Origin of the sequence: Peribacillus phoenicis (assembly GCF_047238085.1) — a bacterium.
Classification (GTDB): Bacteria; Bacillota; Bacilli; order Bacillales; family DSM-1321; genus Peribacillus.
This window is the reverse complement of the sequence record NZ_JBDFMF010000001.1, coordinates 157,281-182,004: the sequence shown is the minus strand read 5'-3', so window position 1 is coordinate 182,004 and position 24,724 is coordinate 157,281. Positions and strand designations below refer to the sequence as shown.

Below are 24,724 nucleotides of genomic sequence, written 5' to 3'. Positions count from 1 at the left end.
TTTTTGCAAGATAATCCGTATAAGTATAAAGACATAGTAAGGAGTGAATATATGTATTCCAAGATACAGCCACCAACGAAGAAAATATCCAAAGAATCAGTGAAGGTGTGGCGGATGACTGAAGCCATTACCAATCTCATTATCCTCGCCGTCCTTGGCACCCTATTATTTGTTGATGATTATTTCACTTGGAAAGAATGGATTGGATGGATTTTAAACGGACTTATCGTATTATCTTTTTTCCATGCTATCTGGTCCATCTTCATTGAACCGATACTGTTGCAAAAGTATTGGCGTTACGACGTGAACGAAGAGTTCATTCAAACAAGACGTGGAGCCTGGAGTGAAACGCATGAACTCATTCCGATGACGAAGGTTCAATCCGTCAAATTGAACCAAGGACCGTTTTTGCGAAAATACAACCTTTATTCCCTAAGCATCGGTACAATGGGCGATACTCATGACATACCAGCGATCCCCGAGAAAGAGGCGTATGAATTACGAGATAAAATTGCCCATTTCGCAAAAATTAAGGAAGTGGATTAATGATGGAAGAACAAGCAAAACGATTACACCCTATCAAAATCCCTTTCGAATTTTGGAAATTGCTGAAAGGGAACGTATTTTTCATAATCATGCTTTATGTCCTGAATTTCGGTTCTGAAAAGATGTATATGAAGGTACTCCAAATCGGCTTTCTAGTTTATCTGATTTGGAAAGTCATTTCTGTCATCCTTAAATGGTATACATATAAATACCAAATCAAAGATGGGACCTTATATATTACTTCAGGGCTTGTCTCGAAATCGTATCGAACTGTCCCGCTTCATAAGGTTCAGAATGTCCAGCAACGCACGACGTTATTTCATAAGATTTTCAGATTGACCTCTTTAACATTCGAAACCGGGATGACTGGTGATCAGGGTAGCGTACCTTTCGAGATGATTTCCCGAAAAGAGGCCGAACGGCTTGAGGGGGAATATGCTTCAAAACAGGAACTTCCGGTAATAGAAGCGGATATTCCCGAAGAACGAATTGCTGAGGATATGGAACCAGCCAATGAAAAAACGATCCACTTCACGCCAAGCAAACAAGATGTTCTGAAAGCTTCCTTTACATCACTCAGCTTCCTGGCTCTTATCCCGATATTGGCTACGTTATATAATACACTCGATGATTTTATCGATTTGGAGAATGCCGAAGGGTTTCTTGCCAAGTTATTGGATACATGGTGGATCATTACCATCGTTATTGCAGGCCTCATATGTGTCGCCGTTGCCTTCGGAATCGTTTCCACATTCGTTAAATATGGAAAATATGAAATTTCATCGGATCACGAGCGCATATATATCAAGAAAGGCGTACTGGACGAATCCGCTTTTTCCATTCGGAAAGAAAAAGTACAAGCAGTCGAAATCACCCAATCAATCATTAAAAGATTACTAGGGTTGGCAGAAGTGAAACTGATCAGTGCAGGAAGCACCGGTGATGAAGAGCTGGAAACGAACACCCTCTATCCTTTTTTATCAATTGAACGGGCATATGGGATGGTAGAAGAGATTTTACCCGCTTATAAAGTGGAACGGTCAATGAAGTCACTATCGAAACAGGCCTTCAAAATCCGAATGCTGCGGCCCAGCTTTTTCTGGATTCTCACAACATTGGCGATCTATTATTTCAACCCCTCCCTATTGTATATCTCACTGATTCTACTCGTTCTCATTTATACATTGAGAATAATCAATTACAAAAATAGCCGTTACTTAATAAATGATGAGTTCATTCAGTTCAAATCCGGAAGTTTGGAAACATCACTATTCATAACCAAAAGAAGCAAGGTCATTCAAATTGAGGTGGAACGTTCGAAGCTGCAAAAGCTTTTCGGGCTTGCTACAATTGAAACGATCAACCGCTCCAAGCCTGTACACCATACAAAGCTCCAAGATGTATCCGTTGAATATGCAGACGAGTTTTACACATGGTATATGGACAGGACAAAAAATATCCAAGTCGAATAGTTATCATTGAATGAAAGAGTTGACTACGGCAGTCAGCTCTTTTTTTATCCTCTATATCCTCCTCATACCTTGAATATATGTCGCCCACTCACCTCAAAATTAATATTGGGAATTTTCTAACTAGAAACTTCAAAAAAGTCAAAGCAGACCGAAATATCTATAGAAGCCTAAATTAATTCGAGGTATATAAGGAGAATTGTACATATGAAAAGACTAACAGACTGGTATTTTAATTCGCTAAAAAAACAAATATTGATTCCTTTTTTAGCTTTGATCATGTTAAGCGGAATGGCCATCTCTTACATGAGCTATAAAAATAGTATCGAGTTGACGACCAAGGAATTTACCGGAACGACTGAAGAGCAAGTCAAGTCAATGAACGATTCTTTCGAAATCTTCTTTCAAAAAACGGAAAGTCAATTGGATAGGATCGGTAAATATCCTATCATGAGTACTTATGATAAGAACCCCGAATCCATAATGGATGAGTTTTCCCATACACAATCAAGCAGTTCTGAAATAAATGGTTTATACCTTGGCACGGAGAAAGATGGAAAAACATTAATATTCCCAAAAGCTGAATTGCCGACTGACTTCGATCCAAGACAAAGGGACTGGTATCAATCCGCATTGAAACAAAAAAACAAGAACCATTTGGACGGAACCTTATATTGATAAGGCGACGGATACACTTGTCATTACCGCAGCAAAAGCTGTATATGATGATCGTGATGAATTAATAGGCGTGCTCGGTGTCGACATCTCGATCGATACATTGATCACAATGGTCAATCAAACGAAATTCGGCGAAACGGGCTATACGGTTTTGCTGGATAAGAAAGGGTCATTCGTTACCCATCCAGACAAGGAAAAAATTCAACAGGATATATCAAAGGAAAATATTTTCAAAAAAATGAAAAGTGAATCCGGTTCAATGATCGAGGAATTTGAAGGGAAAAGCAGGATCGTCGGATACGCCACAAATCCTACAACCGGATGGAGAATAGCAGGGGTAATGGATGAAAACGAAGTGCTAGTCCGTGCAAACCCGATGATAATCGATAATATCATCACACTGTTGATCGTCTTTACCGTCACTGCACTATCTGCCATCTTCATCACCCGTTCTTTAACGAATCCCATTAAAAAGCTGCAGGAATCCATACGGAAAATGGCTAACGGTGATTTCACCTCCAGGAATTCCATTTCAAGGAAAGATGAGATAGGCCAACTTGCAGAAGATACCAGCTTAATGACCAGGAATATGAGTCATATGTTAGGGGTTGTCAACAACCTTTCCGATAAAGTATCGGATTCCTCCATGACGCTAGTGGCTAGTGCCGATGAAAATTCAGCGGCAGCTAACGAGGTGGCCATGACGATGGAACAAATAGCAGCCGGAGCCATAGACCAAATCGAAGTCGGGCAGAATAACGAAGTGGCCGTAAAGCTATTGGCTGACAAAATCAATGATCTTGAGGCGCAAACGGGCAAAATGGCCACGGAATCCGAAAATATGTTCAAGGCTTCCGAAAACGGAATCACTCAAGTGCAAGGCCTGAAACAACAATTCAATGAAACGTCCCAAATATCCAATAAGATGAGTACGGCAGTCAAATCATTGGATGCACGCTCCAATGATATTAGTGCGATCGTAAAGACCATAAGCGGGATTGCAGGACAAACGAATTTACTCGCTCTTAATGCTGCCATCGAAGCAGCCAGGGCTGGTGAGCACGGAAAAGGGTTTGCAGTTGTTGCCGATGAAGTTAAGAAATTGGCCGAACAGACGGAAAACTCACTGAAAGAAATCTCTGAAATCATTCAAGCGATGCAAACCGATACAACAAATACCGTTCATTTGATTGATCAAGTCAATCAAAAAATCCATCTTCAGGATACTTCTGTAACGGATACGGAAAATGCCTTCAGTCACATTGCATCCATCATCGCGAACACATTCAGCAATTTTGACGAAATCAAAAAGATGATGAACGATATGGTAAACGAGGTCACACGGATGGCGAGCAATGCAGAAAAATTAAATTCGATCAGTCAGGAAACTGCCGCAGGAACTGAAGAAGTATCTGCTTCCGTAGAACAAACGAATGCTTCCATGGAACAATTAAATTCCTTGGCTAGTGAATTGGATGCCCTATCCCAGGAAATGCACAAAGAAATAAAGAAGTTCACATTCTAATCAAAAAAAAGACGGATCCTAAGGGATCCGTCCTTTTTTAACTTACGACCTATAGAGTTCTTCTACCGTTCGTTAGCGTTTCATCGGTTTCCGTTATTCCTGAGTAAGAAGAACTGGTTTTTCTCGCATCCGAATCGACTAACACAAGCAGCTTGCCACTCTTTACATCCGCTTCATAACGATTCGCCTCGTCTTCAGGTATGCCCATACCGATTAATGTACCGGCCAATCCTCCTGTACCAGCACCTACAGCCGCTCCGGCTAATGTTGCAGCAAGCGGTCCAGCTGCCAGTACCGGTCCGATTCCCGGAATCGCCAACGCACCCACACCAGCTAATAATCCGGCAGCACCGCCCAAAATACCTCCGGTCGCTGCACCAGCTGCGAGCCCCTCCTCAACTTTTGTACCCGTTTCTTCATTAACTGCATTTAATTCTTCTTTATCTTTAGCTACCACTGAAATATCTTCACGATCATATCCTTGGGCCTGTAATGACTCAACAGCCTTTATAGCTTCTTCTCCAGTTTCATATACACCAATTATACGTTTATCCATATCTATCATCCTCCTTAAAGAATGTAAATTGTCGCTCCCCCTTTACATACCCCAGAGGATGAAAGTGCTAAACGTTATTTAACAGGAAAAAAATTTTAAGTTAACCCTTCCTAAGAAAGGGTATATATAATCATAGTATGCATATTTTTAGGAGGTTTTCTTTTTGCTCATCGAGTTACTTAAAGATTTAGTATCTATCGACAGTTCATCGAAAGAAGGAGCTAACCAGGCAGTTGATTACTGTGCAAACTGGCTTAAAGATCAAGGACTTACCGTGAATGTGATCGTAAATAACGGTTATAAGATGCTTGTAAGCGAGATTGGCAGCGGAGATAAAACCCTAATTTGGAATGGCCATGTCGATGTTGTCAGCGGAACGCCGGATCAATTTTTCCCTGAGGTTCATGAAGGAAACTTATATGGACGCGGGACAGCCGATATGAAAGCCGGTGTTGCAGGGATGATGTGTGCATTTACCGAACTGAAAGATAAGGAATTAGGTTTGAAAATCCAGCTTCAGATCGTATCGGATGAAGAGATTGGCGGTTTGAACTGTTCCGGATATTTAGCGAAACATGGTTATAGAGGGGACTTTGTGATCTGTGCCGAACCGACGCAATTGGGAATCGGGCTCCAGGCAAAGGGTGCCCTTCGTCTCGATATTGAAGTATCCGGCAAATCCGCACACGGAAGCCGTCCATGGGAAGGCGTGAATGCAATTGAAAAGGCCTATGATCTTTATCAAAAAATAAAGGAACTTCCTTTCACCCGGGATCATACTCCCCTTTACTCTTCCCCTTCACTTAACCTAGCAAAAATAAAAGGCGGGGAGGTCTATAATAAGGTACCGGATGCCTGTTTGCTAAGTCTTGATATTCGCTATCTCCCTACGCAAACAATGGAAGATATCCTTGCTCAGATCGAAAGTGTGACAGGAAATAATGTCCACCTTAATATGTACAGTAAACCTGTAAAAACCGAAGAGTCAGACCCATTCATCACTCTGCTCCGTCCGATTATCGAAAGAAACACGAAGCAAGACGCTGTCATTTTTGGACAGCACGGCTCCGCAGATACCGTCTTTTTTGCGGCATATGATATCCCAGCGATTGAATTCGGACCAAAAGGTGAGAACTGGCATGGAGATAGGGAATGCGTCAATCTTGAATCGGTAGCAGTCTATCAAAAAATGCTAGTCGATTTCGCTTCTGAATTTATTTTAAATTAAACCATTTCATGAAAAAAAGCCGGCTTCACATAGATGCCGGCTGAGTTTGTAAACAAAAGGGGTTTATCTAAATTTCAAAACAAAGTTGATTGGAACGAAAGGTGCGAGACTCCTGCGGGAAAAGCGTGTCCAAGGGAGACCCCGCAGGCGCAAAGGCGCCGAGGAGGCTCACGGACCGCCCGCGGAAAGCGAGTGCCTGGAGTGGAAATCGACGTTCGAAGCTTTACAAACCCTCATAAAAACTATAGACAGACTTGATTTTCATCGAGTTTGTCTAGTCTAAGCCGGCATCACATAGATGTCGGCTTTTTTCATGTTCCGCATATCCTCTCCTACTAAAATAAACAGCATTCAATCGTCTATTATTACGTTGTTTTTTTACAAAATATACAGGACTTTAAAACCAGGGATTAAACATCCATATATTACCTCATTAAACAGGATACGCCATTATAGCAACACTATTTAACAAAAATACGCTTATACTGACATAATAAATAATATATTTACATTTATTAGACAAGTCCTTTTGACCTAGTTTATATTACATTTATTTATCAAGGGAAACCTTTTTGTAACACAATTACTATTCCACCGAAACATTATTGTCATAAAGACCTGTTATTCTAAGTCTACGATTTAAAACAAAGGAGACTATTCATTTTGAAAAAAATACTACTTCCATTATTCACTGCTTTCTTTTTGGTATTTAGTTTTTCCGGAGTTTCATCGGCTGCTACTACTACATACAAAGTTAAAAGCGGCGACACACTATGGGGTATCGCCAATAAACATAATATAACAGTCAATCAACTCAAAAGTTGGAACAACCTGAAAAAAGATAACATCCATCCAAAACAAGTTTTAAAGGTCAAGAAAACATCGACCGCCGCTAAACCTAAAGCTAAAACATCATCATCATCAAAAAAATATAAAACGATCACGGTGAAGGCAACAGCTTACACAGCGAACTGCAAAGGCTGCAGCGGGATTACAGCATCGGGTCTTAACTTAAAGAAAAACCCTAACGTAAAAGCCATCTCAGTCGACCCTAAAGTCATTCCACTTGGAACAAAAGTTCATGTAGAAGGATACGGGGATGCCATTGCGGCAGATAAAGGCGGCGCAATCAAAGGTAATAAAATTGACGTCTTCTACTCTTCTCACTCAAAAGCTATCAATTGGGGCAGAAAAACCGTTAAAGTAAAAATCTATAAATAATAATAGTAGAATCTGATCAGCTCTGGACACACAGGGCTGTTTTTTTTGCAATATTTTCCTTACTAAAGCTAAAACCTTACCATATAAATCCGAAATGGAAGGTCAATAGATTCCATACAAAGGACTGTCACTATTAAGAGTAAACTATAAAACAAAAAACAGACTTCCCTTATGTCGCATACTTCGACATAAAAAAAGCCTATGATCGGTTACAAAAATCAAGTTATTTTTGGGAATATCACGTTTATCATGAAATCAAACCTTCAATTTTCCTATATATTACATCCATATCTAAAATCTCAAAAGTTAATTTCCTTGATATATTATTGGAAATCATACAAATATGGTAATTTGAATCTTTGAAGAATATGCTTTCGATCTGTTCTCTTTCCTGTTTCACTCTGTTTACTTTGCCATACTGTAAATCCTTAGGACAAACAAGCCTGTTTTTCATATTTATTATTTGACCACCACTACATTTAATATATGCCTCTTTATAGCATAACGCGTTCCAATAATAATCCTGTTTTCCTTCTTTTAAGTGATGGAGGTATCTCTGTTCTTCTTCACTAAAAAAATACTTAATTAATTCTTTATTTATCTTTCTTTCACATAGAATATCGATACCTAATTCTTGTTTTCCTATTCCTAGAACAATAAAATTCTTACTATGAGATAAATTAAAATGAATCCCACCATTATTTATATAAGGTTTTCCATATAATCTGTTTTATGAATGGAATTCATATTCAATAAAAAGATCCTCATGGTTATTTATTTTTCTTTTTGAATACGATGAGGGATATTATAGTGAATGCAACCATCGTAATTAGGATCATCCATAAACTATAGGCGGATGTCACAAGCTTATCATTCATTTCGTATACTATGCCGTAATGTTTCTTGTATTCTAAGATCTGTTCCGGGGTCGCATCTTTAAATACAGTTTGTACCGAATCCGTCATGAATGCTTTCCTCAGGAGGACGGCCGTATGGCTTATCGGGAAGTACATGATGATATTCTGCACAAAAGTGGGGACACCACCAATAGGGACATACACCCCACATAAAAAACCTATGGCCGTTCCGACGATTGTACTCAGTGTGGAAAATGCGTTTTGCGTGTGGATGAAAAGGGTCAAGAATAAATTGATTGAACTGGATAAGGCAACCGAAAGAACAATAATGCCCAATACCTTTAAAATCTTCACCCCACTCATGATTTCACTGCCTGCCAAGACAAGAAATAGTTCACAACCCACGAAGGCAAGTAACGAGAAAAACAGACCAATTCCAAATGAATTTATAACATAGCTTAGCTGTATTGTTGATCTTGATAATGGCGCCGTTAAAAAATCATTTGTTTTTTTGCTTTCTTTATCTTTGACCATAATCCCGAATGCGCCTAGAGTTGTCGTTACTGCAGTAATCGATAATAACCCTGCGACCATCCACTCATTGACCATCGCTTTGGATGCTTTTGTGCTTCCGACAAGTTCTTTTATTGTGTCGATTTGGGTTTGTTGTAAGAATACCGCATACAATAGAATGACAATGAAAACGGACAATAAGGAAAGAAGCAATAATGTACGATCGCGACGGTATATTTTGTTATTCCTACTGATTAAGTGGTACAAGGATTTCACTGTGAGATACTCCCTTTTTCCTCTATAATGTTGATAAAGACATCATCCATACTTCCTTTTATAACCTCAAACGATTTTATTTGCCCCTCTAGTTCTTTTAAAATGCCATACGCATCTAACGTAGAAGGCAAGCGAAGGGTGTACGTTGAATTTTTCAACGTATAGGATAATCGTTTCTTCTTAAACCATGACGGGGGATCAAAAGCCTGGTTAAATATTAAATGCATACTATCAAATGCATATTCATCCTTTAATTGACTAGGTGTACCTTTTGCGACCAGACGCCCTTCTTTTATGACAACTACATTATCAGCCACGGCTGCTTCTTCCATATAATGTGTTGTTAGAAAAATGGTCATATTCGTCTCTTCCTGTAATCTCTTAATGGCATCCCAAACAAATAGTCTCGTTTGTGGATCCAGACCCGTCGTCGGTTCATCCAGGAATAAAATACTCGGTTTATGGATAATGGCACGGGCAATGTCCGCCCGCCTCCTTTGCCCGCCTGATAAAGTACTGTAGTTTTTAGCTTTTATATCATCCAGGTTCAAATACTTCGAAACAAAATGATAGTTTTCTTGAATTTGACTTTTGCTCAAATTATAATAGTGGCCCCGGTTCATAATATTCTCATACACCGTTAAACGTTCGTCTAATATGCTCTCCTGGAATACAACCCCGATTTTATCGCGAATCGAGTTGTTTCCTTTGCCCTCACCGAGGATACAGCCATCGATCATGACATCCCCAGCGGTTTTTTTTAGCAGCGTACACAGAATGTCGATCGTTGTCGATTTGCCTGCCCCATTGGTTCCCAGAAAAGCAAATAGCTCCCCTTTTTTCACCGAAAAGGATATCCCTTTTACAGCTTCAAATGCACCGTATTTTTTTTGCAAATTCGTTACCTTAATAATGGCTTGTTCTTCCGGCATTCCTTCACCCTCTTCAATCTATACAGGAGGTTTAGATCATCAAACCTCCATCGACTGTGATAATTTGTCCAGTTATATATTTCGCAAGAAAAAATATTATTTCACTAGTTTTTAACAGTAACTTTTACAGATTTTTATTACATTTATAAATCTATGTATCCATGATAATCAATAATTGGTCGTTCAGTTTAGGAATTCCATGGTTCACTCATCCTTAAGCGAAAGGAAATATACCAGCCATAATTAATTTATTCATTATCTTTAGTTAAGTATTCCTTTATCTTTTTCTCTTCCCATTCTTTGCCCCATCTACTTAGTACCAAGGTATATAAACTATGTGCGACAATACCCAGTCCCCATCCCATTAAAGGATAAATAAACCACCAACTGCCGGAACTAGTCATCATATTAATAAAAATCAACATAACATTCACAGAAATATACCAAACTAAATGAACATATAATAACTTTAATTCCCTTACACGTTTTCTTGCATTCTCATAGCTATTTTGTGACATAATTTATTCCTCTATCGTCTTTTTAATTTTTCATTAATGCTTTTCACTTCTTGAAAATTGATCCAATAAATTACACATAAAATAACAAGATATATCGCAAGATGAATGACAAAGAACACGATGATTGCCATAGGATTCTCAAATGGGCTTTCATACCACTGCCCTTTTGCACCGCAAGCAAGTACAAGCAACAAAGAAACAGCATAATGTATGAATAGTTTTAGCGTTATCGGCCATCGCTCAATGTAAAAAATAAGTAAAGTAATACCACAGCCAAACCCAAGAATAATAGCTAAAAGAAATTCTAAAAATAACTCCTGACCGTCTATCTTATGGGTTGGATTTTGTAATAAGATAATAGTAATGATTGTATAGGAAATACTTAGTCCGATTACCATTCCTAAAAGGGAAACCTGCATAATGATTTTCATCATGTATCCCTCCCGATTCCTAATCTCTTTTTAAGACCTTTTAAATACGAACGACTAACAAGGACAGTCGTTTCATTATTCATCACGAGCTGCATCATCCCCATTCCCTCAACCTTCATAGAGGAAATTTTCGTTACATTCACAAGTGTGGATTTATTTACACGTACAAAATCTTTTTCTAATAACTCCTCAAGTTCATATAACTTACGCTTGGATTCATATTCATTTTCTTCTGTTTGAAAGTAAACCTTAGCTCCTTCTGAAAATACAAAGTAAATGTCGACAATTTTCAACATGAAAATTTCTTTTTGTAAATATCCGTCAATTACATCTGTACTCGTAGCCTTCAAATACTTCATAAGTTGTTCTATTTGGCTGCTATACTCATTTGCATGGATAACTACTTCTGGCTCGACATATTTTTCATCGATTATTAGCTTAATTTGCATAAGCCTCCTCCGCTTCTTCTAAAATATACCATGGGCATTTCATGATTTTTCAAATTTAATCATAAGTGGTTGAAAACGATCTATAACTTACCTGGAATTGATTATAAAATACATTTCATACTCTTTTTATATCGAAAAAAATAACACTTTTTAAAATCCTTTGAAGTTTACATGTAGTAATAACCTTTCAATTTCGTTTATGACCAATTTTACTGTTCCGCCCTACATAAACTAAGGTAATTTACGAATTAACAGCTAGTCTGGAATGGCAATAGGAATTAGAGATATGAAATAATACACAAGGCTGGAACAATATATATTTTAATACCATTCTCGAATCTATTTCACTATAAAATCACAAATGCCTTTTCCTTTTGTCAACTAAAACAACACAGTATCCATGTGATACTGTGCGGATTTATCTATTAAACAGGATTTGCCTAAATATAATGGTAAAGCAATCATACTCCAAATTTCCATTTTTGACCACTGCAATGAGGACCGATTGACTTAGGCAACCAAGCTTATAAACACTTTATAATCCTTAACATTTACCGAAAATTCAGTCAATGTTATGATTAGAATATCTTAATCAAAAGAGAGGTGTGCACTTTGAATATAGTCATTATAGGGGCCGGGGCACTCGGCTCCTACTTTGGGGGCAGGTTACAGCAGGCCGGGCAGGATGTTCAATACCTTGTCCGAAAAAACCGCGCCAAACAATTGAAGGAAAACGGGATCAGCATAACCAGCCCACATGGAAACTACCAATTAAACGACCTTCATATCACAGAGAATGTAAATGATATAGAAAAGGTCGATCTTGTGATTCTCGCGGTAAAAGGCCAGCATCTGCAAGGCACTCTTACAGATTTAAAGGTGCTTGTTGAAAGGGGCGCAAAGGTCCTCCCGCTTTTGAACGGGTTGGAACATGTATCCATTTTACAGGACGAACTGGGCGAAGAAGCCGTCTTGGGAGGAAGCGCCTTCATCATAGCAACCCTTGATGAAAAAGGTCATGTCATTCACTCCAATGAAAATCACGATTTAATCTATGGCCCGCTTCATCCGTCACAAAAAAAGATTTGTGATGAATTCGAACAGGCTGCCGGATCAGCTATCATGAAGGCAAGCAGAACGGAAAACATATTGATCAGGATGTGGATCAAATATATGTTCATCACCGCTTTTTCCGGTGTGACAACTGCATCGAACCTCCCTATCGGCACGATACGGAGATTCCCGGAAACCAATGGATTGCTAGAAAAGGTCCTTGTTGAAATGAAGGAGCTTGCAAATGCTTATGACGTCGGTATTACTGTGGCGAATATTGCTCAAGCGTTGGAAAACATGGCAGGTTTACCTGACGAATCCACTTCTTCCATGCACCAGGACCGCCGGAAGGGCCTAACCCTTGAAGTGGAACATTTACAGGGCGGTGCACTGCGCCTTGCCGACAAGGCCGGTTTGAAACTTCCTGTGATCGGAACTCTATATGCACTCATAAAACCTTTTGAAAATTAATTTTCGCCAATACCGGTGCTCCACCGGTATTTTTTTTCGGCTTAGTAATCTCTTTATATCCTAATCTTCACTTTTAATTCCTCTTCAGTTATTCAAAATCCCCAAGACCAAAAAGAACAAAAAGAAAACAATATCACCAAAAGAATATTCTGATTCTTTCTTCTGTTACACTATTATCAAGTTAAGAAAGCGCTATCATATTAACAAAGGAGAATGCCCCTTGAAAATATTAAAAAATTTAACAGTTCAAGTCATCATCGGTATCATTCTGGGTATAGCAGTCGGTTTCTTCTTCCCTGCTTTCGGTGAGCAGCTGAAGATATTGGCAGATTTATTTATTAAAATGATTAAAATGGTCATTGCACCAATCATCTTCTTAACCGTCGTAATCGGAATTGGCGGTATGGGTGATATGAAAAAGGTTGGCCGCATCGGCGGAAAGGCCCTGCTCTATTTTGAAATCGTTACCACTTTCGCACTTGCCATCGGAATCATCGTGGTCAATCTGCTGGGACCTGGTAAAGGCTTTAACATCGATTCAGTCGAGGGCGGAGATGTATCACAATATACGACAGCCGCTTCCGAAACGGAACATGGCGCCGTTGCTTTCATTTCTAATATCATTCCTGATAATGCCGTTGCCGCACTGGCTGGCGGAGACTTACTCCCTATTCTATTCTTTGCCGTATTATTCGGATTATCCATGGCGGCAATGGGACCGAGAGTGCAGCCAGTCGTTTCTTTCTTTCAGCATATTGCCGACATTTTCTTCGGCATCGTCGGTATGATCATGAAAGTTTCTCCATTGGCCGCATTTGGAGCAATGGCTTATACAATCGGTAAGTTTGGCCTTGGTTCTTTAACCTCGTTAGGACAATTAATGGGCAGTGTTTATATCACAATGGCACTTTTCATCGTTCTTATCCTTGGCTCGATTGCAAAAATGTACGGCTTTAATATTTTCAAGTTCATTGCCTATATAAAAGAAGAGATCCTCTTAGTTTTAGGAACTTCTTCATCGGAATCCGCCCTGCCAAGCGTGATGAAAAAGCTCGAAAAATACGGTTGCTCAAAATCGGTAGTCGGTTTGGTTGTCCCAACCGGTTATTCTTTCAACCTTGATGGCACATCCATCTACTTATCCATGGCAGCGATTTTCATCGCCCAAGCCTATGGTGTCGATTTAAGCATCTGGCAGGAATTGACGCTTCTAGGAATCTTGATGTTAACATCCAAAGGTGCTGCTGGTGTAACGGGATCCGGTTTCATTACACTTGCTGCAACATTAGCTGCCTTCCCAATGATTCCAGTTGAAGGAATGGCATTACTGCTGGGAGTCGACCGCTTCATGTCTGAAGCACGTGCCATCACCAATCTAATCGGTAACAGTGTTGCTACAGTGGTCATTTCTAAATCAGAAGGTGAATTCAATCCAAACCAAGCCATCTCAGGTGATATGAGTGAAGTAGCCGTCTCATCGGAAAAATAATCGAACCCAGAATGAAGAGGTGTGCAACTTGCACCTCTTTTTTTGTATTGCTCCCTTTCTATCATTTAACCAATTTTCTATAAATAGCCAATCAAATAAATTTCAGAATCAGTGAAAAGTGTTTATACTTTTATGTAACAGGTAAAAGTATAAAGTTAAAAGTTTTAGTAGTTTGATGGATTTAACCAAATTAGGAGGTTTTATCATGAAGGATTACGGATTATTTATTAACGGTGAGTGGTCGGATTTTGGATTGGATAAAATTGAAGTGAGAAACCCGGCAACGGATGAAATAGTTGCCACCGTTCCTAAAGGCGGTGCAACTGAAGCGGCGAAGGCTGCAGATGCCGCATATGAAGCCTTTACGGGCTGGGCTGCACTCTCGGTCTACGAACGTGCTGAACTAATTTGGAAATGGCATCGATTGATTGATGATAATAAAGAAGAACTGGCAAAAATCATGACTGAAGAGCAAGGCAAGCCCCTTAAAGAGGCTCTTGGTGAGATGACATATGCAAACGGCTTTTTATCTTGGTTTGCCGAAGAAGGAAAACGGGTGTACGGCGAAACGATTCCTGCTTCCGTGTCCAATAAGCGGCTTTTCGTGACTAAACAGCCTGTCGGAGTTGTAGCTGTCATTACGCCTTGGAACTTTCCTGCAGCCATGATTACAAGAAAAGTGGCACCAGCTCTTGCCGTCGGCTGCACAGTCGTCATTAAACCAGCAAACCTGACTCCCATAACAGCTTTAAAAATGGCTGAATTAGCTGAAGAAGCTGGCATTCCAAAAGGAGTCATCAATGTCGTGACAGGAAAATCATCAGAAATCGGTGAAACTTGGCTTCAAGATACGAGGGTTCGTAAATTGACGTTTACCGGTTCTACAGAAGTCGGCAAAACCCTTATGAGGGGCTCAGCTGACACGGTAAAGAAAATCTCGCTTGAGCTTGGAGGTCACGCACCAGCAATCGTTCTTGAGGATGCCGACCTTAATAAAGCGGTAGATGGCATCATCAGTTCAAAATTCCGTAACGCAGGACAAACATGCGTCTGTTCAAATCGCATTTATGTCCACGAAGCCATTCAAGAAGCCTTCATCGAAAAGCTCGTTGCCAAGGTAAAGGAACTAAAGGTAGGAAACGGACTGGAAGATGGCGTCGATATCGGCCCGCTTATCGATCAAAATGCAGTGGACAAGGTTCAAAAGCAAATTGATGAAGCCATCAGCAGCGGCGCTAAGCTCGAGGCTGGCGGAAAATCAATCGGGGGTTTTTTTCTTGAACCAACCGTACTGTCCAACATTGATGACAGCATGCTCTGCATGAAGGAAGAAACATTTGGTCCACTAGCTCCTATAGCCTCCTTTAAGACTGACGAAGAGGCAATCAAGAGGGCAAATGACTCCATCTTCGGTTTGGCAGCTTACGTCTTCACTGAAAATATCACCAAGGGCATCAAATTCACCGAGGCACTAGAATTCGGAATTGTAGGCTTGAACGATGGACTTCCTTCCGTTCCGCAAGCTCCATTTGGCGGATTCAAGCAAAGCGGGCTCGGCCGTGAAGGCGGACACCAAGGCATCGAAGAATTCCTGGAAGTAAAATATATTTCCTTAGGTTTGTAACTTATTTATACGCACTGAAAACGGGCCCGACTCAATTGAGTAGGGCCCGTTTTTTCATTCCAATATATCCTCTTCAAGCTTTTCCTCTTTTCGGATCCTGATGAATTTTACGATATTCAATACAATCGTTTTAACAACAGAGTAAGTCGGAACCGCTAAAATCATGCCGATGATACCGGCAATGTTTCCGGCGACGAGCAATAGGATGATGATGGTAAGCGGATGTGTGTTCAATTTCTTCCCGATGACTAACGGTGAAATGAAATTACCATCCAATTGCTGAATGACCGTTACAACGAGAATGACCAATAATGCCTCGGTCGGTGAATGAATCAACGCCACAATGACGGCAGGAGCGGCTCCGATAAACGGACCTACATATGGAATGATATTGGTTACAGCGCCAATCAGCGCGAATAAGAACGCATAAGGCAAACCAATGATTAGATATCCGATGAACGTTCCGATCCCGACAAACATGCAAACAAGCATCTGTCCTTGTATGTATGTAGTAAGTGTCCCGCCAGTTTCCTGAAGTACTGTCAAAGCTGGTTTTCTATAGCGAACCGGTACGAATTTCATGATGGCGCTCGGTAGCTTATCTCCATCCTTCAACATATAAAACAGGATGAAAGGAACCGTTACGACCACTAAAGTAATATTCGTCACTACGCTGAAAACGGAAGTTAAACTGTTCGTTATATTACTAGGTAAGTTCGTCAAATATTTTTGCAGCGAATCCCCTACTTCTTGCAGAGGTACATAATCTTGTTCCACCGTCCACAAAAACCATTTTGACTCCGCTGAATCTTCAATGAACTTCCTTGTTTGATTGAAATAATCCGGAAGGTTATTGAGTAAATCCGTAACCTGTTTGGAAAGTGACGGGCCAACCAGACCGACCAACAAACTAATCAACCCAAGGAAAAATACGTAAAGCAACAAAATCGCCAATCCCCTTGGCATTCTCCTTTTAACGAGGAAATCAACGGTAGGGTTGAACAAAAAGTAGAGAAAACCCGAAATCAAGATTGGAAAGAACAATGTAGATGTAAAAATGACTATTGGTTCAAAAAGAAAAGAAATCTTTGTACCAACATAAAAAAGTAAAGACAATAGTAATAACTCTAACGTCCAAAAATGCAGTTTTTGCTTGAACAAATTATCTCCTCCACTATAAGCAATTCTATTTAACTCCCTATTTCTAAGGAAACAACATCATAAATGCGAAAAATCCTATGTATATAATCATTCATTGTTAGCAGTTTACCATATTTCTATAACTTGGATGAATAATTATATACAAAAATAAAAGAAAAAAGCCTAAAGATACAGTTCCCTATCCTTTTGATGGTTAAGCATCATTTTACACTTTAAATCTGTTATATGTCGCAGGAAAAAGAATCAATAGGATACATCATACAAATTACTTAGGAGAAATAATCTATTTACCTTTCAATATTCCATTGATGTGACGAAAGATTCATGAGTTTTCACCTATACCGGACACGGACCCAAATAAAAAAACCCCGCTGTATTGGCGGGGTTTTGAGTCTTATTTTTGATCTTGAAGAACCGCTTCAAGCATCGTACCGTTTTTAGCTAGGTTCGTATGCCATGAAAATGCTTTTTCAAGAATGTGCGGAGTTTGATGCCCGCCCGTTTGCGCAACAGCTTCAGTGAAGTATGCACGAAGCTGTTGACGGTAGTCAGGATGCGCACAGTTTTCTATGATTAACTCTACGCGCTCTTTTGGTGCCAAGCCACGTAAATCTGCGATCCCTTGCTCTGTCACTAATACATCCACATCATGTTCAGTATGATCCACATGAGAAACGAAAGGAACGATACTGGAAATCTTGCCGCCTTTTGCATATGATTTCGTTACGAAAATGCCTAGGCGTGAGTTACGGGCAAAATCTCCCGATCCACCGATTCCATTCATCATTCTTGTCCCAGAAACATGTGTCGAGTTCACGTTACCATAGATATCACACTCTAACGCTGTATTGATTGAAATCAAGCCAAGGCGGCGGATGATTTCAGGATGGTTAGATATTTCTTGTGGACGAAGAACTAGTTTATCACGGTATTTTTCAAGCTCACCGTAAACTTGTTTACCTTTTTCTTCAGCTAATGTGATCGAACAACCTGAAGCGAATTTAACTTTTCCAGCATCGATTAAATCAAAAACCGCATCTTGCAGCACTTCTGAATAAACTTCCAAATCTTTAAATTCAGAATCAAGGAAGCCAGCGAATACAGCATTTGCCACTGAACCTACACCCGACTGAAGCGGAGCAAGACTTTCAGTTAAACGGCCAGCCTTGATTTCTTCACGAAGGAAGTTAATGAGGTGGTTGGCGATTGTTGCAGTTTCTTCATCCGGAGGCACGATTGTAGAAGGTGCATCAAGATCTGTAGAAATGACGATTCCCATTACTTTTTCAGGGTCAACCGCAATACCGATCGATCCAAGGCGATCGCTCGCTTTAGTCATAGGAATCGGTTCGCGTTCCCCTTGTTTTGCTGGTGTATATATATCATGCATCCCTTCCAATCCTTCTGGATGGGAAACGTTCAATTCAATGATTACATGTTTAGCTTCTTGAACGAATATGGCTGAGTTACCTACAGAAGTTGTCGGGATGATCAATCCTTCTTCCGTAATCGCCAATGCTTCGATGATTGCAAAATCTATAGGTCCGACAATGCCTTGACGAACTTGTTCAGCTGTATGAGATAAATGCTGGTCTACATAAGTGACTTCATCAGCATTTATTTTATTGCGAATGCCTTTATCCGCTTGGAACGGCAAACGTTTGTTTATGATACCGGCTTCCGCCATATGTTGATCGACTTCCGGTCCTAATGAAGCACCAGTATAAACGTCAACTTTGAATTTTTCAGTTTTTGCTTTTTCAACTAGAGCCATCGGAATAACTTTAGCATCACCAGCACGGGTAAATCCACTCATACCGAGTTTCATCCCATCTTTAATCCATGAAGCTGCTTCTTCCGCTGTAACTACTTTCCCCTTAAATTGTTCATTGCGAATTTTTTTGAAAACGCTTTCGTTCATACAAAAGACCCCCATTTTCGCTTTTCTTACACTTAATTTTACCAATCCTGTGTAATCGTCACATTCATTTTCGAATGAAAAGCCTTATATAGGGCATAAACCAGCATTTTATTCACACAAGGGAGAATCATTAAAATCCTAAAGCCCTCCTGAATTGACTTGCATACGTTTGACTGACCTGGATTTTGGAGTTGTCTTTCATTATCAGTAAAAATGTAGAATGAAAATCGGGAAGGATTTCTTGAATATAGTTGATATTGACGATGTACGAACGATGCACACGAATGAATAAATCACTAGGTAAAATGAATTCCAATTCACTTAAGTTCATTTTATGAAATCCACTCACACGTTCGGACTGAATTTTAGTTTTCCTATTTTGAGCTTCCAGATACATGATTTCATCATATGGAAGCGGTATCCAGCGATCTTCCGTTTTAATGGTCAAAAATGATGTCGGTAAAATTAATGGCTTTGTTGGCAAGATGGCCGTAACCGCTCCTAAAGGATTGCCCTGGTCCATGATAGGAACACTCAGGCCATAGTAAGGTACGCCAAATACATTGCTTTCAACCTGCACCCCTATTTTTTTACGGACACTCAGTGCTTTATATGTCGCTGTGTTTTCACTGATTAAATCACCTGGTTTTATTCTTAAGTCGACTTGTTTGCTCGGTTGATAATAAATGTATTTTTCGGAATCAGCCACAGAAATTGAAGCATCCTTCGGTACAAATTCCCTGATGATATTTAAAACGGATTCGACCGTAAATTGATCCATTTCCTTTCACCTCTTAAAAGAACATATTAATAATTTCCCTATTATTCAGCAGGGCATTCATGAATTAATTCATAGTTTTTTGGTAAACTTACATTTTTTTGAAAAATTGAAGTAACTAAGCGAAAAGCGTCGAAAAAAGCAAAAAAATCGTATTTAAATTTATATTCTTATTCATTATAGTTGGAAAGCTCCCCGATTTCCATGGGGGATTCAAGAAAAAAGTTTCCTTATATACTAACATTTAAATGCCATAGCGGAGGGTGGAACGTATAAAAAAAGCCGCTCTCCCCATATAGGTTAACGGCTGAAAGATTATTTTTTAAAACGGGGATTTTGAAACGAGGATTTTATCCTTAGAGATAGTATCTCCTCTAGATTTTTCAGTGGCAATTCCAATAAAAAGGGTCGGTCATCAGGTTGATATACATCCTCTGAAATGAGCGTATTAACGATCTTCTGTTTTTTTGCATTAACAATTCGGACCAGTCTCCCCATTTTCAGCTCCCTTTCTTAGCATCAACGGTATCCGGCACATTAGGCCGGACATTCAGATGTCATTTTTTAACGCATCATGACCTTCTTTCCCAGTACGGATATTCACAACATTCGCCAATTCATAAATGAAGATTTTTCCGTCACCTGGTTTACCTGTACTCAAGAATTTCCTTGCTACATCCACAACATCCTGAACTGGCACTTCACACACGACGATTTCGATTTTCATTCGATCATGTAGTGACATTTCACGATTTCTGCCTCTATAGGTTTCCACATAACTTTTCTGAAGACCCGTTCCTTTTACTTCCGAAACAGTCATTCCGCTTACCCCTATTTTTGCAAGTTCCGCTTTGAATTGTTCAAACTTGATCGGACGTGTAATGATTTCTATTTTCGTTAAAACCTCGGACATATGAGCAACCCCCTTTAAATGGATTCGTGATAAGCTTTTTCTCCATGAAGTGTAAGATCAAGCCCCATTGACTCATCTTCTTCACTGACACGCAACGGTACGAAAAGGTTAATGACTTTAGCAACGATATAAGTGACCACGGCAACGAAGATATATGTCGCAATGATCGCTACAAGCTGCTTCCACAACAAGTTGAAATCTCCATAGAATAAACCATCTGCACCGTTTTCGTTAACGGAAGTGGTCGCGAATAAACCTGTAGCGATGCCACCCCATGTCCCGCCGATCCCGTGCAATCCGAAAGCATCAAGTGCATCGTCGTAACCCAGTTTATTCTTCAGGAAGAATACGCCCCAGAAACATACGGCACCGCCAATGACCCCGATGATGATGGAAGAGGCAGGGGTTACGAATCCGCAAGCAGGTGTAATGGCCACCAAGCCAGAAATGGCTCCGGATACCGCACCCAGCAATGTTGCCTTTTTATTAGCCATATACTCGACGATCAGCCAGCCAATGATACCAGCAGCGGCTGCAACAGCTGTATTGACGAATACATTCATCGCCACTTCATTGATTGTCAGTGCGCTTCCGACGTTGAAGCCGTACCAACCGAACCAAATTAATGATCCGCCAAGGAATGTTAATGGAAGATTATGCGGTGCACTGTCCCCCGACTCTTTCCTTTTACCTAACATGATCGCTAAAACCAGACCTGCAACCCCTGAAGAAATATGAACAACGTTGCCGCCTGCAAAGTCAAGTGTACCCAGTTCCGCTAACCAGCCGCCTCCCCATACCCAGTGTGCAACGGGGGCGTATAAGAATAAAGACCAAAGGATCGTAAAAATCAGGAATGCTGAAAACTTCATCCGCTCGGCAATGCCACCTGCAATGATCGAGACGGTTAAAACGGCAAAAGTCATTTGGAATAACATGAACAAACTATGAGGAATTGTTTCGCTGTATGGTCCAGGTGCAAAGCCTACATCCTTTAAGCCAACCCAGTCCAGACCGCCCAGAAGTGTATTACCAGGTGAAAATGATAATGAATATCCAATCAGCACCCAAAGAATCGAAATGACAGCCAATGGCATATAACTATGCATTGCCGTATTCAGGACATTTTTACTTTTTACCATCCCTCCATAAAATAGGGCAATCCCTGGTGTCATTAACCAAACCATCATTGTCGCCAAAAACATGAATACCGAATCTGCCATTTGCATACTGTTTTTTCCCCCTTGTTTTTTGTTTATGTTATGTTTATTAACACTATTATGTTATATTTTTTATCATATACTTAATTTTCTAATAATTCAACTTAATTTTTATATTTTACAAAAAAATGTTAGGTTATATAACATAACTATGAATAAAGGCTTAGATAATTTGATTTTTTTGGTTTTATAAATGCTTTTCAACATTTTTACGACTCCATTTCCGTTACATTTCCCCCTCTACTAATGACCCCATCAAAAAAACCAATAAAAAAAGGGCCCTCCTATAGAGGACCCTCAAAAAATATTCAATTAACAGCAACGAGACACTTTCCCACCCTTTGCATTATACCGTTCATCCTGGGCTTCGCAGAAAAATTCTTTCCTGGTTTTCACGGGATCCTTAGGATGGTGCATTCTCATATGTGCCACATACGTATCATAACTTGGCACGCCGACGAGCAAACTGACGAATTGCTTTCTGTAGCTGAGAATTGTAATTATTCTTTTCAACATTGCCTTCCCTCCCTTATGACGACCTTGATACATAAGGCGTTTCATGTAAATCTATTTTCTGGTTCTTCAAGACTTTTATCCATAACCTAATGGCAGAAATCAGGACCGTGATCACCACGACCATGAAGATGGCACATAGGGCAGCATCCACATAATCATTGACGATAACCCGCTTCATCTCGGCCAGATTGGCTGCCGGAGCAAGAACTTCCCCGCTATCATAAGCCGCTTTAAATTTATCCTTATGTGCTAAAAAGCCAATTGCCGGGTTTTCGTGGAACAGCTTTTGCCACCCTGCCGTCATGGTCACTATCAACAAGAATGTAGTGGGCACAAGAGTGACCCATGTGTACGCTTTTTTGCCCATTTTGAAAAGGACCGTCGTCCCAAGCAGCAACGCAATGGCGGAAAGCATCTGATTCGCAATTCCAAACAATGGCCAAAGGGTATTGATCCCGCCAAGAGGATCAATGACCCCTTGATAAAGGAAGTACCCCCAACCGATTACACAAATGGCAGTCGCAATTATATTGGGCAGCCATTTATTCGTTTCGGCAAATGGTTTGTAAAAGGTGCCGATGATATCCTGTATCATAAAACGTCCCACCCTGGTTCCTGCATCAATGGTGGTCAATATGAACAATGCCTCGAACAGGATCGCGAAATGATACCAGAACGCCATCAGGGACGCCCCGCCAATCACTTGCGAGAAGATATGGGCCATGCCGATAGCAAAGGTTGGAGCTCCTCCAGTACGGGATATAATGGTCTCTTCCCCAACATCGTCTGCAAGGCCGGTAATCATCTCAGGTGTCACAAGGAAACCCCAATCGGATATCGTAGCAGCCACTTGCGCTGGTTCCGTTCCCACAACGGCCCCCGGGCTGTTAATGGCAAAATAGATACCTGGCGTCAATACACAGGCGGCTATCATCGCCATGATGGCTACAAAGGATTCAGTCAACATCGCCCCGTATCCGATTGGGCGTGCATGCGATTCGCGTTCAATCATTTTAGGAGTTGTACCTGAGGAAACGAGGGCATGGAATCCCGATACCGCTCCACAAGCGATCGTAATGAATAGGAACGGGAATAAATTTCCGGAAAATACAGGTCCTGTTCCATCGATGAATTGAGTGACGGCAGGCATTTCAAGGCTCGGCATGACAATAAAGATACCAAGTGCAAGTCCGATGATCGTACCGATTTTCAAGAATGTGCTTAAATAATCACGCGGTGCCAATAACATCCATACAGGCAAAACGGAGGCAACGAAACCATATACTATCAACATGATGGCAATCGTTTCCCCGCTGAAAGTGAACATTGGCGCCAATGTTGCGCTTTCGGCTACAAAGCGGCCGAAATATAAAGCGAGCATCAAAAGTATGATTCCGATAATCGATCCTTCTCCAACCCGTCCCGGCCTTATATAACGCATGTAAATGCCCATGAGAACAGCGATCGGTATCGTCGAGGCAATCGTGAACATCCCCCACGGACTGCCCACCAGCGCTTTTACGACAACCAGGGCAAGTACCGCTAATAAAATGATCATGATACCGAGAATACCGATCATCGCTATCAAGCCTGTAATCGGGCCAATCTCCTCTTTGATCATCTCTCCCAAAGATTTGCCGTTTCGGCGCATCGAACCGAAGAGAATGATGAAATCCTGTACGGCACCAGCCAATACAACTCCGACTACAAGCCATAGCGTCCCTGGCAAATATCCCATCTGCGCTGCAAGGATGGGACCTACGAGAGGGCCAGCTCCGGCAATTGCTGCAAAATGGTGGCCAAACAGCACCCATTTATTTGTAGGTACGTAGTCCTTCCCATCATTATTCGCTTCCGATGGAGTCTGGCGATTGTCATCTAGCTCAAACACTTTCCGTGCAATGAATTTACTATAAAAGCGGTATGCAATTGAATAAACACAGAGTGCCGCAGTGACAACCCACATGGCATTGATGCTTTCCCCCCGGTTTAGCGCGACGAAACCAAAGCTAACCGCACCCAGTGCAGATACGATCCCCCAAAGAATAACAGACTTAAGCGCTTTCATTTTTTTCCATCTCCTCTCTACTGATCTAGTGTGTAACTATAAAAAACCTTCATTTATAAGGGGCCAGGGCTGTATTTATCCCGTACCCATTAAATTTAAAGAATTTTATATATATTCTGAATTATATGTTACCATAAGGTTTTTTAGCAATAGCAATTTAGTCAATTTGTAAAGTATTTTCCATTATTTTGTCGATAATTACCTCTTATCCCACTTATGTGGAATCAATAATTTCCATACTTTATAAAATTCGGATTGTGTGAACGCATTTTTAGAAGGTGCATCATTAAATGAACGGGATGCAATCCCCA

23 protein-coding genes are annotated in these 24,724 nt (G+C 40.4%); 9 read left to right on the top strand and 14 right to left on the bottom strand.

The window, feature by feature from the left end; all coding sequences use genetic code 11:
* The first annotated feature begins 51 nt into the window (after positions 1 to 51).
* The 4 genes from ABC374_RS00905 (at position 52) to ABC374_RS00890 (ending at position 4,218) form a co-directional block, all read left to right on the top strand.
* Complete coding sequence (locus ABC374_RS00905; protein WP_413015269.1) at positions 52 to 546, top strand: PH domain-containing protein; 495 nt, start codon at positions 52 to 54, stop codon at positions 544 to 546.
* Positions 546 to 2,018 carry a PH domain-containing protein gene (locus tag ABC374_RS00900; protein WP_350301125.1) on the top strand — a complete coding sequence of 491 codons (1,473 nt, stop codon included), beginning with the start codon at positions 546 to 548 and terminating at the stop codon, positions 2,016 to 2,018. The genes ABC374_RS00905 and ABC374_RS00900 overlap by 1 nt, the downstream gene beginning before the upstream one ends.
* Before the next feature lie 204 nt (positions 2,019 to 2,222).
* Positions 2,223 to 2,693, top strand: a complete 471-nt coding sequence (locus ABC374_RS00895) for a hypothetical protein (RefSeq protein WP_413015267.1) — start codon at positions 2,223 to 2,225, stop codon at positions 2,691 to 2,693.
* A complete protein-coding gene (locus ABC374_RS00890; RefSeq protein WP_413020217.1) occupies positions 2,671 to 4,218 on the top strand; it encodes a methyl-accepting chemotaxis protein in 1,548 nt (515 codons plus the stop codon). Before ABC374_RS00895 ends, ABC374_RS00890 begins: the two co-directional genes overlap by 23 nt.
* 49 nt (positions 4,219 to 4,267) lie before the next feature.
* On the opposite strand, the gene ABC374_RS00885 is transcribed toward ABC374_RS00890, so the two are convergent.
* Complete coding sequence (locus ABC374_RS00885) at positions 4,268 to 4,774, bottom strand: general stress protein (protein ID WP_350301123.1); 507 nt, start codon at positions 4,772 to 4,774, stop codon at positions 4,268 to 4,270.
* Between the two features lie 163 nt (positions 4,775 to 4,937).
* Here ABC374_RS00885 and ABC374_RS00880 point away from each other — a divergent pair, with 163 nt between their 5' ends.
* Complete coding sequence (locus ABC374_RS00880; RefSeq protein WP_350301122.1) at positions 4,938 to 6,002, top strand: M20 family metallopeptidase; 1,065 nt, start codon at positions 4,938 to 4,940, stop codon at positions 6,000 to 6,002.
* Between the two features lie 663 nt (positions 6,003 to 6,665).
* The gene (locus ABC374_RS00875; RefSeq protein ID WP_101224913.1) at positions 6,666 to 7,223 is read left to right on the top strand and encodes a 3D domain-containing protein; all 558 of its coding nucleotides are present in this window, start codon (positions 6,666 to 6,668) and stop codon (positions 7,221 to 7,223) included.
* Positions 7,224 to 7,470: 247 nt separating this feature from the next.
* Here the strand turns inward: ABC374_RS00875 and ABC374_RS00870 are convergent, their stop codons facing one another.
* The 6 genes from ABC374_RS00870 to ABC374_RS00845 form a co-directional block, all read right to left on the bottom strand.
* A complete protein-coding gene (locus ABC374_RS00870; RefSeq protein WP_413020215.1) occupies positions 7,471 to 7,842 on the bottom strand; it encodes a 4'-phosphopantetheinyl transferase family protein in 372 nt (123 codons plus the stop codon).
* A 151-nt stretch (positions 7,843 to 7,993) separates the two neighbouring features.
* Positions 7,994 to 8,869, bottom strand: coding sequence for an ABC transporter permease (locus ABC374_RS00865; RefSeq protein WP_350301121.1), 876 nt, complete (start codon positions 8,867 to 8,869; stop codon positions 7,994 to 7,996).
* Positions 8,866 to 9,801, bottom strand: coding sequence for an ABC transporter ATP-binding protein (locus ABC374_RS00860; protein ID WP_413015263.1), 936 nt, complete (start codon positions 9,799 to 9,801; stop codon positions 8,866 to 8,868). The genes ABC374_RS00865 and ABC374_RS00860 overlap by 4 nt, the downstream gene beginning before the upstream one ends.
* Positions 9,802 to 10,049: 248 nt before the next feature.
* Entirely contained in the window at positions 10,050 to 10,319 is a 270-nt protein-coding gene (locus ABC374_RS00855; protein WP_350301119.1) for a 2TM domain-containing protein, read from the bottom strand.
* An 11-nt stretch (positions 10,320 to 10,330) separates the two neighbouring features.
* Positions 10,331 to 10,753 (bottom strand): DUF3021 domain-containing protein, encoded by a 423-nt coding sequence (locus ABC374_RS00850; protein WP_350301118.1) that lies wholly within the window; start codon positions 10,751 to 10,753, stop codon positions 10,331 to 10,333.
* Positions 10,750 to 11,199, bottom strand: coding sequence for a LytTR family DNA-binding domain-containing protein (locus tag ABC374_RS00845; RefSeq protein ID WP_350301117.1), 450 nt, complete (start codon positions 11,197 to 11,199; stop codon positions 10,750 to 10,752). Before ABC374_RS00845 ends, ABC374_RS00850 begins: the two co-directional genes overlap by 4 nt.
* Before the next feature lie 603 nt (positions 11,200 to 11,802).
* Between ABC374_RS00845 and ABC374_RS00840 the strand changes: the two genes are divergently transcribed.
* The 3 genes from ABC374_RS00840 to ABC374_RS00830 all read left to right on the top strand — a co-directional run bounded on the left by ABC374_RS00840 (position 11,803) and on the right by ABC374_RS00830 (position 15,836).
* A complete protein-coding gene (locus tag ABC374_RS00840) occupies positions 11,803 to 12,723 on the top strand; it encodes a ketopantoate reductase family protein (protein WP_413015260.1) in 921 nt (306 codons plus the stop codon).
* Positions 12,724 to 12,943: 220 nt separating this feature from the next.
* Positions 12,944 to 14,212, top strand: a complete 1,269-nt coding sequence (locus ABC374_RS00835) for a dicarboxylate/amino acid:cation symporter (RefSeq protein WP_048685030.1) — start codon at positions 12,944 to 12,946, stop codon at positions 14,210 to 14,212.
* Between the two features lie 205 nt (positions 14,213 to 14,417).
* A complete protein-coding gene (locus ABC374_RS00830; RefSeq protein ID WP_413015258.1) occupies positions 14,418 to 15,836 on the top strand; it encodes an NAD-dependent succinate-semialdehyde dehydrogenase in 1,419 nt (472 codons plus the stop codon).
* 54 nt (positions 15,837 to 15,890) lie between these two features.
* Here the strand turns inward: ABC374_RS00830 and ABC374_RS00825 are convergent, their stop codons facing one another.
* From ABC374_RS00825 to ABC374_RS00795, 7 genes are all read right to left on the bottom strand, one after another.
* Positions 15,891 to 16,997: an AI-2E family transporter gene (locus tag ABC374_RS00825; RefSeq protein ID WP_413015256.1), complete on the bottom strand. Its 1,107-nt coding sequence runs from the start codon at positions 16,995 to 16,997 to the stop codon at positions 15,891 to 15,893.
* A 394-nt stretch (positions 16,998 to 17,391) separates the two neighbouring features.
* Entirely contained in the window at positions 17,392 to 18,918 is a 1,527-nt protein-coding gene (gene scpC, locus ABC374_RS00820) for a succinyl-CoA:acetate CoA-transferase ScpC (RefSeq protein WP_350301113.1), read from the bottom strand.
* 130 nt (positions 18,919 to 19,048) lie between these two features.
* Positions 19,049 to 19,699 carry a LytTR family DNA-binding domain-containing protein gene (locus tag ABC374_RS00815; protein WP_133351753.1) on the bottom strand — a complete coding sequence of 217 codons (651 nt, stop codon included), beginning with the start codon at positions 19,697 to 19,699 and terminating at the stop codon, positions 19,049 to 19,051.
* Positions 19,700 to 20,246: 547 nt separating this feature from the next.
* On the bottom strand, positions 20,247 to 20,609 hold the full coding sequence (locus ABC374_RS00810; protein ID WP_063235326.1) for a P-II family nitrogen regulator: 363 nt from the start codon (positions 20,607 to 20,609) through the stop codon (positions 20,247 to 20,249).
* A 14-nt stretch (positions 20,610 to 20,623) separates the two neighbouring features.
* Positions 20,624 to 21,838, bottom strand: a complete 1,215-nt coding sequence (locus ABC374_RS00805; protein ID WP_413015252.1) for an ammonium transporter — start codon at positions 21,836 to 21,838, stop codon at positions 20,624 to 20,626.
* Positions 21,839 to 22,141: 303 nt separating this feature from the next.
* Entirely contained in the window at positions 22,142 to 22,345 is a 204-nt protein-coding gene (locus ABC374_RS00800; RefSeq protein WP_413015250.1) for a YbdD/YjiX family protein, read from the bottom strand.
* 13 nt (positions 22,346 to 22,358) lie between these two features.
* Positions 22,359 to 24,413 carry a carbon starvation CstA family protein gene (locus ABC374_RS00795; protein WP_413015248.1) on the bottom strand — a complete coding sequence of 685 codons (2,055 nt, stop codon included), beginning with the start codon at positions 24,411 to 24,413 and terminating at the stop codon, positions 22,359 to 22,361.
* Between the last annotated feature and the right edge of the window lie 311 nt (positions 24,414 to 24,724).

Excerpts from the sequence above, each read along its gene's own strand:
- ABC374_RS00905 (WP_413015269.1), top strand. The coding sequence starts at position 52 with ATGTATTCCAAGATACAGCCACCAACGAAGAAAATATCCAAAGAATCA.
- ABC374_RS00900 (WP_350301125.1), top strand. The coding sequence starts at position 546 with ATGATGGAAGAACAAGCAAAACGATTACACCCTATCAAAATCCCTTTC.
- ABC374_RS00895 (WP_413015267.1), top strand. The coding sequence starts at position 2,223 with ATGAAAAGACTAACAGACTGGTATTTTAATTCGCTAAAAAAACAAATA.
- ABC374_RS00885 (WP_350301123.1), bottom strand. The coding sequence starts at position 4,774 with ATGGATAAACGTATAATTGGTGTATATGAAACTGGAGAAGAAGCTATA.
- ABC374_RS00860 (WP_413015263.1), bottom strand. The coding sequence starts at position 9,801 with ATGCCGGAAGAACAAGCCATTATTAAGGTAACGAATTTGCAAAAAAAA.
- ABC374_RS00855 (WP_350301119.1), bottom strand. The coding sequence starts at position 10,319 with ATGTCACAAAATAGCTATGAGAATGCAAGAAAACGTGTAAGGGAATTA.
- ABC374_RS00850 (WP_350301118.1), bottom strand. The coding sequence starts at position 10,753 with ATGATGAAAATCATTATGCAGGTTTCCCTTTTAGGAATGGTAATCGGA.
- ABC374_RS00845 (WP_350301117.1), bottom strand. The coding sequence starts at position 11,199 with ATGCAAATTAAGCTAATAATCGATGAAAAATATGTCGAGCCAGAAGTA.
- ABC374_RS00830 (WP_413015258.1), top strand. The coding sequence starts at position 14,418 with ATGAAGGATTACGGATTATTTATTAACGGTGAGTGGTCGGATTTTGGA.
- scpC (WP_350301113.1), bottom strand. The coding sequence starts at position 18,918 with ATGAACGAAAGCGTTTTCAAAAAAATTCGCAATGAACAATTTAAGGGG.
- ABC374_RS00815 (WP_133351753.1), bottom strand. The coding sequence starts at position 19,699 with ATGGATCAATTTACGGTCGAATCCGTTTTAAATATCATCAGGGAATTT.
- ABC374_RS00810 (WP_063235326.1), bottom strand. The coding sequence starts at position 20,609 with ATGTCCGAGGTTTTAACGAAAATAGAAATCATTACACGTCCGATCAAG.
- ABC374_RS00805 (WP_413015252.1), bottom strand. The coding sequence starts at position 21,838 with ATGCAAATGGCAGATTCGGTATTCATGTTTTTGGCGACAATGATGGTT.
- ABC374_RS00800 (WP_413015250.1), bottom strand. The coding sequence starts at position 22,345 with ATGTTGAAAAGAATAATTACAATTCTCAGCTACAGAAAGCAATTCGTC.
- ABC374_RS00795 (WP_413015248.1), bottom strand. The coding sequence starts at position 24,413 with ATGAAAGCGCTTAAGTCTGTTATTCTTTGGGGGATCGTATCTGCACTG.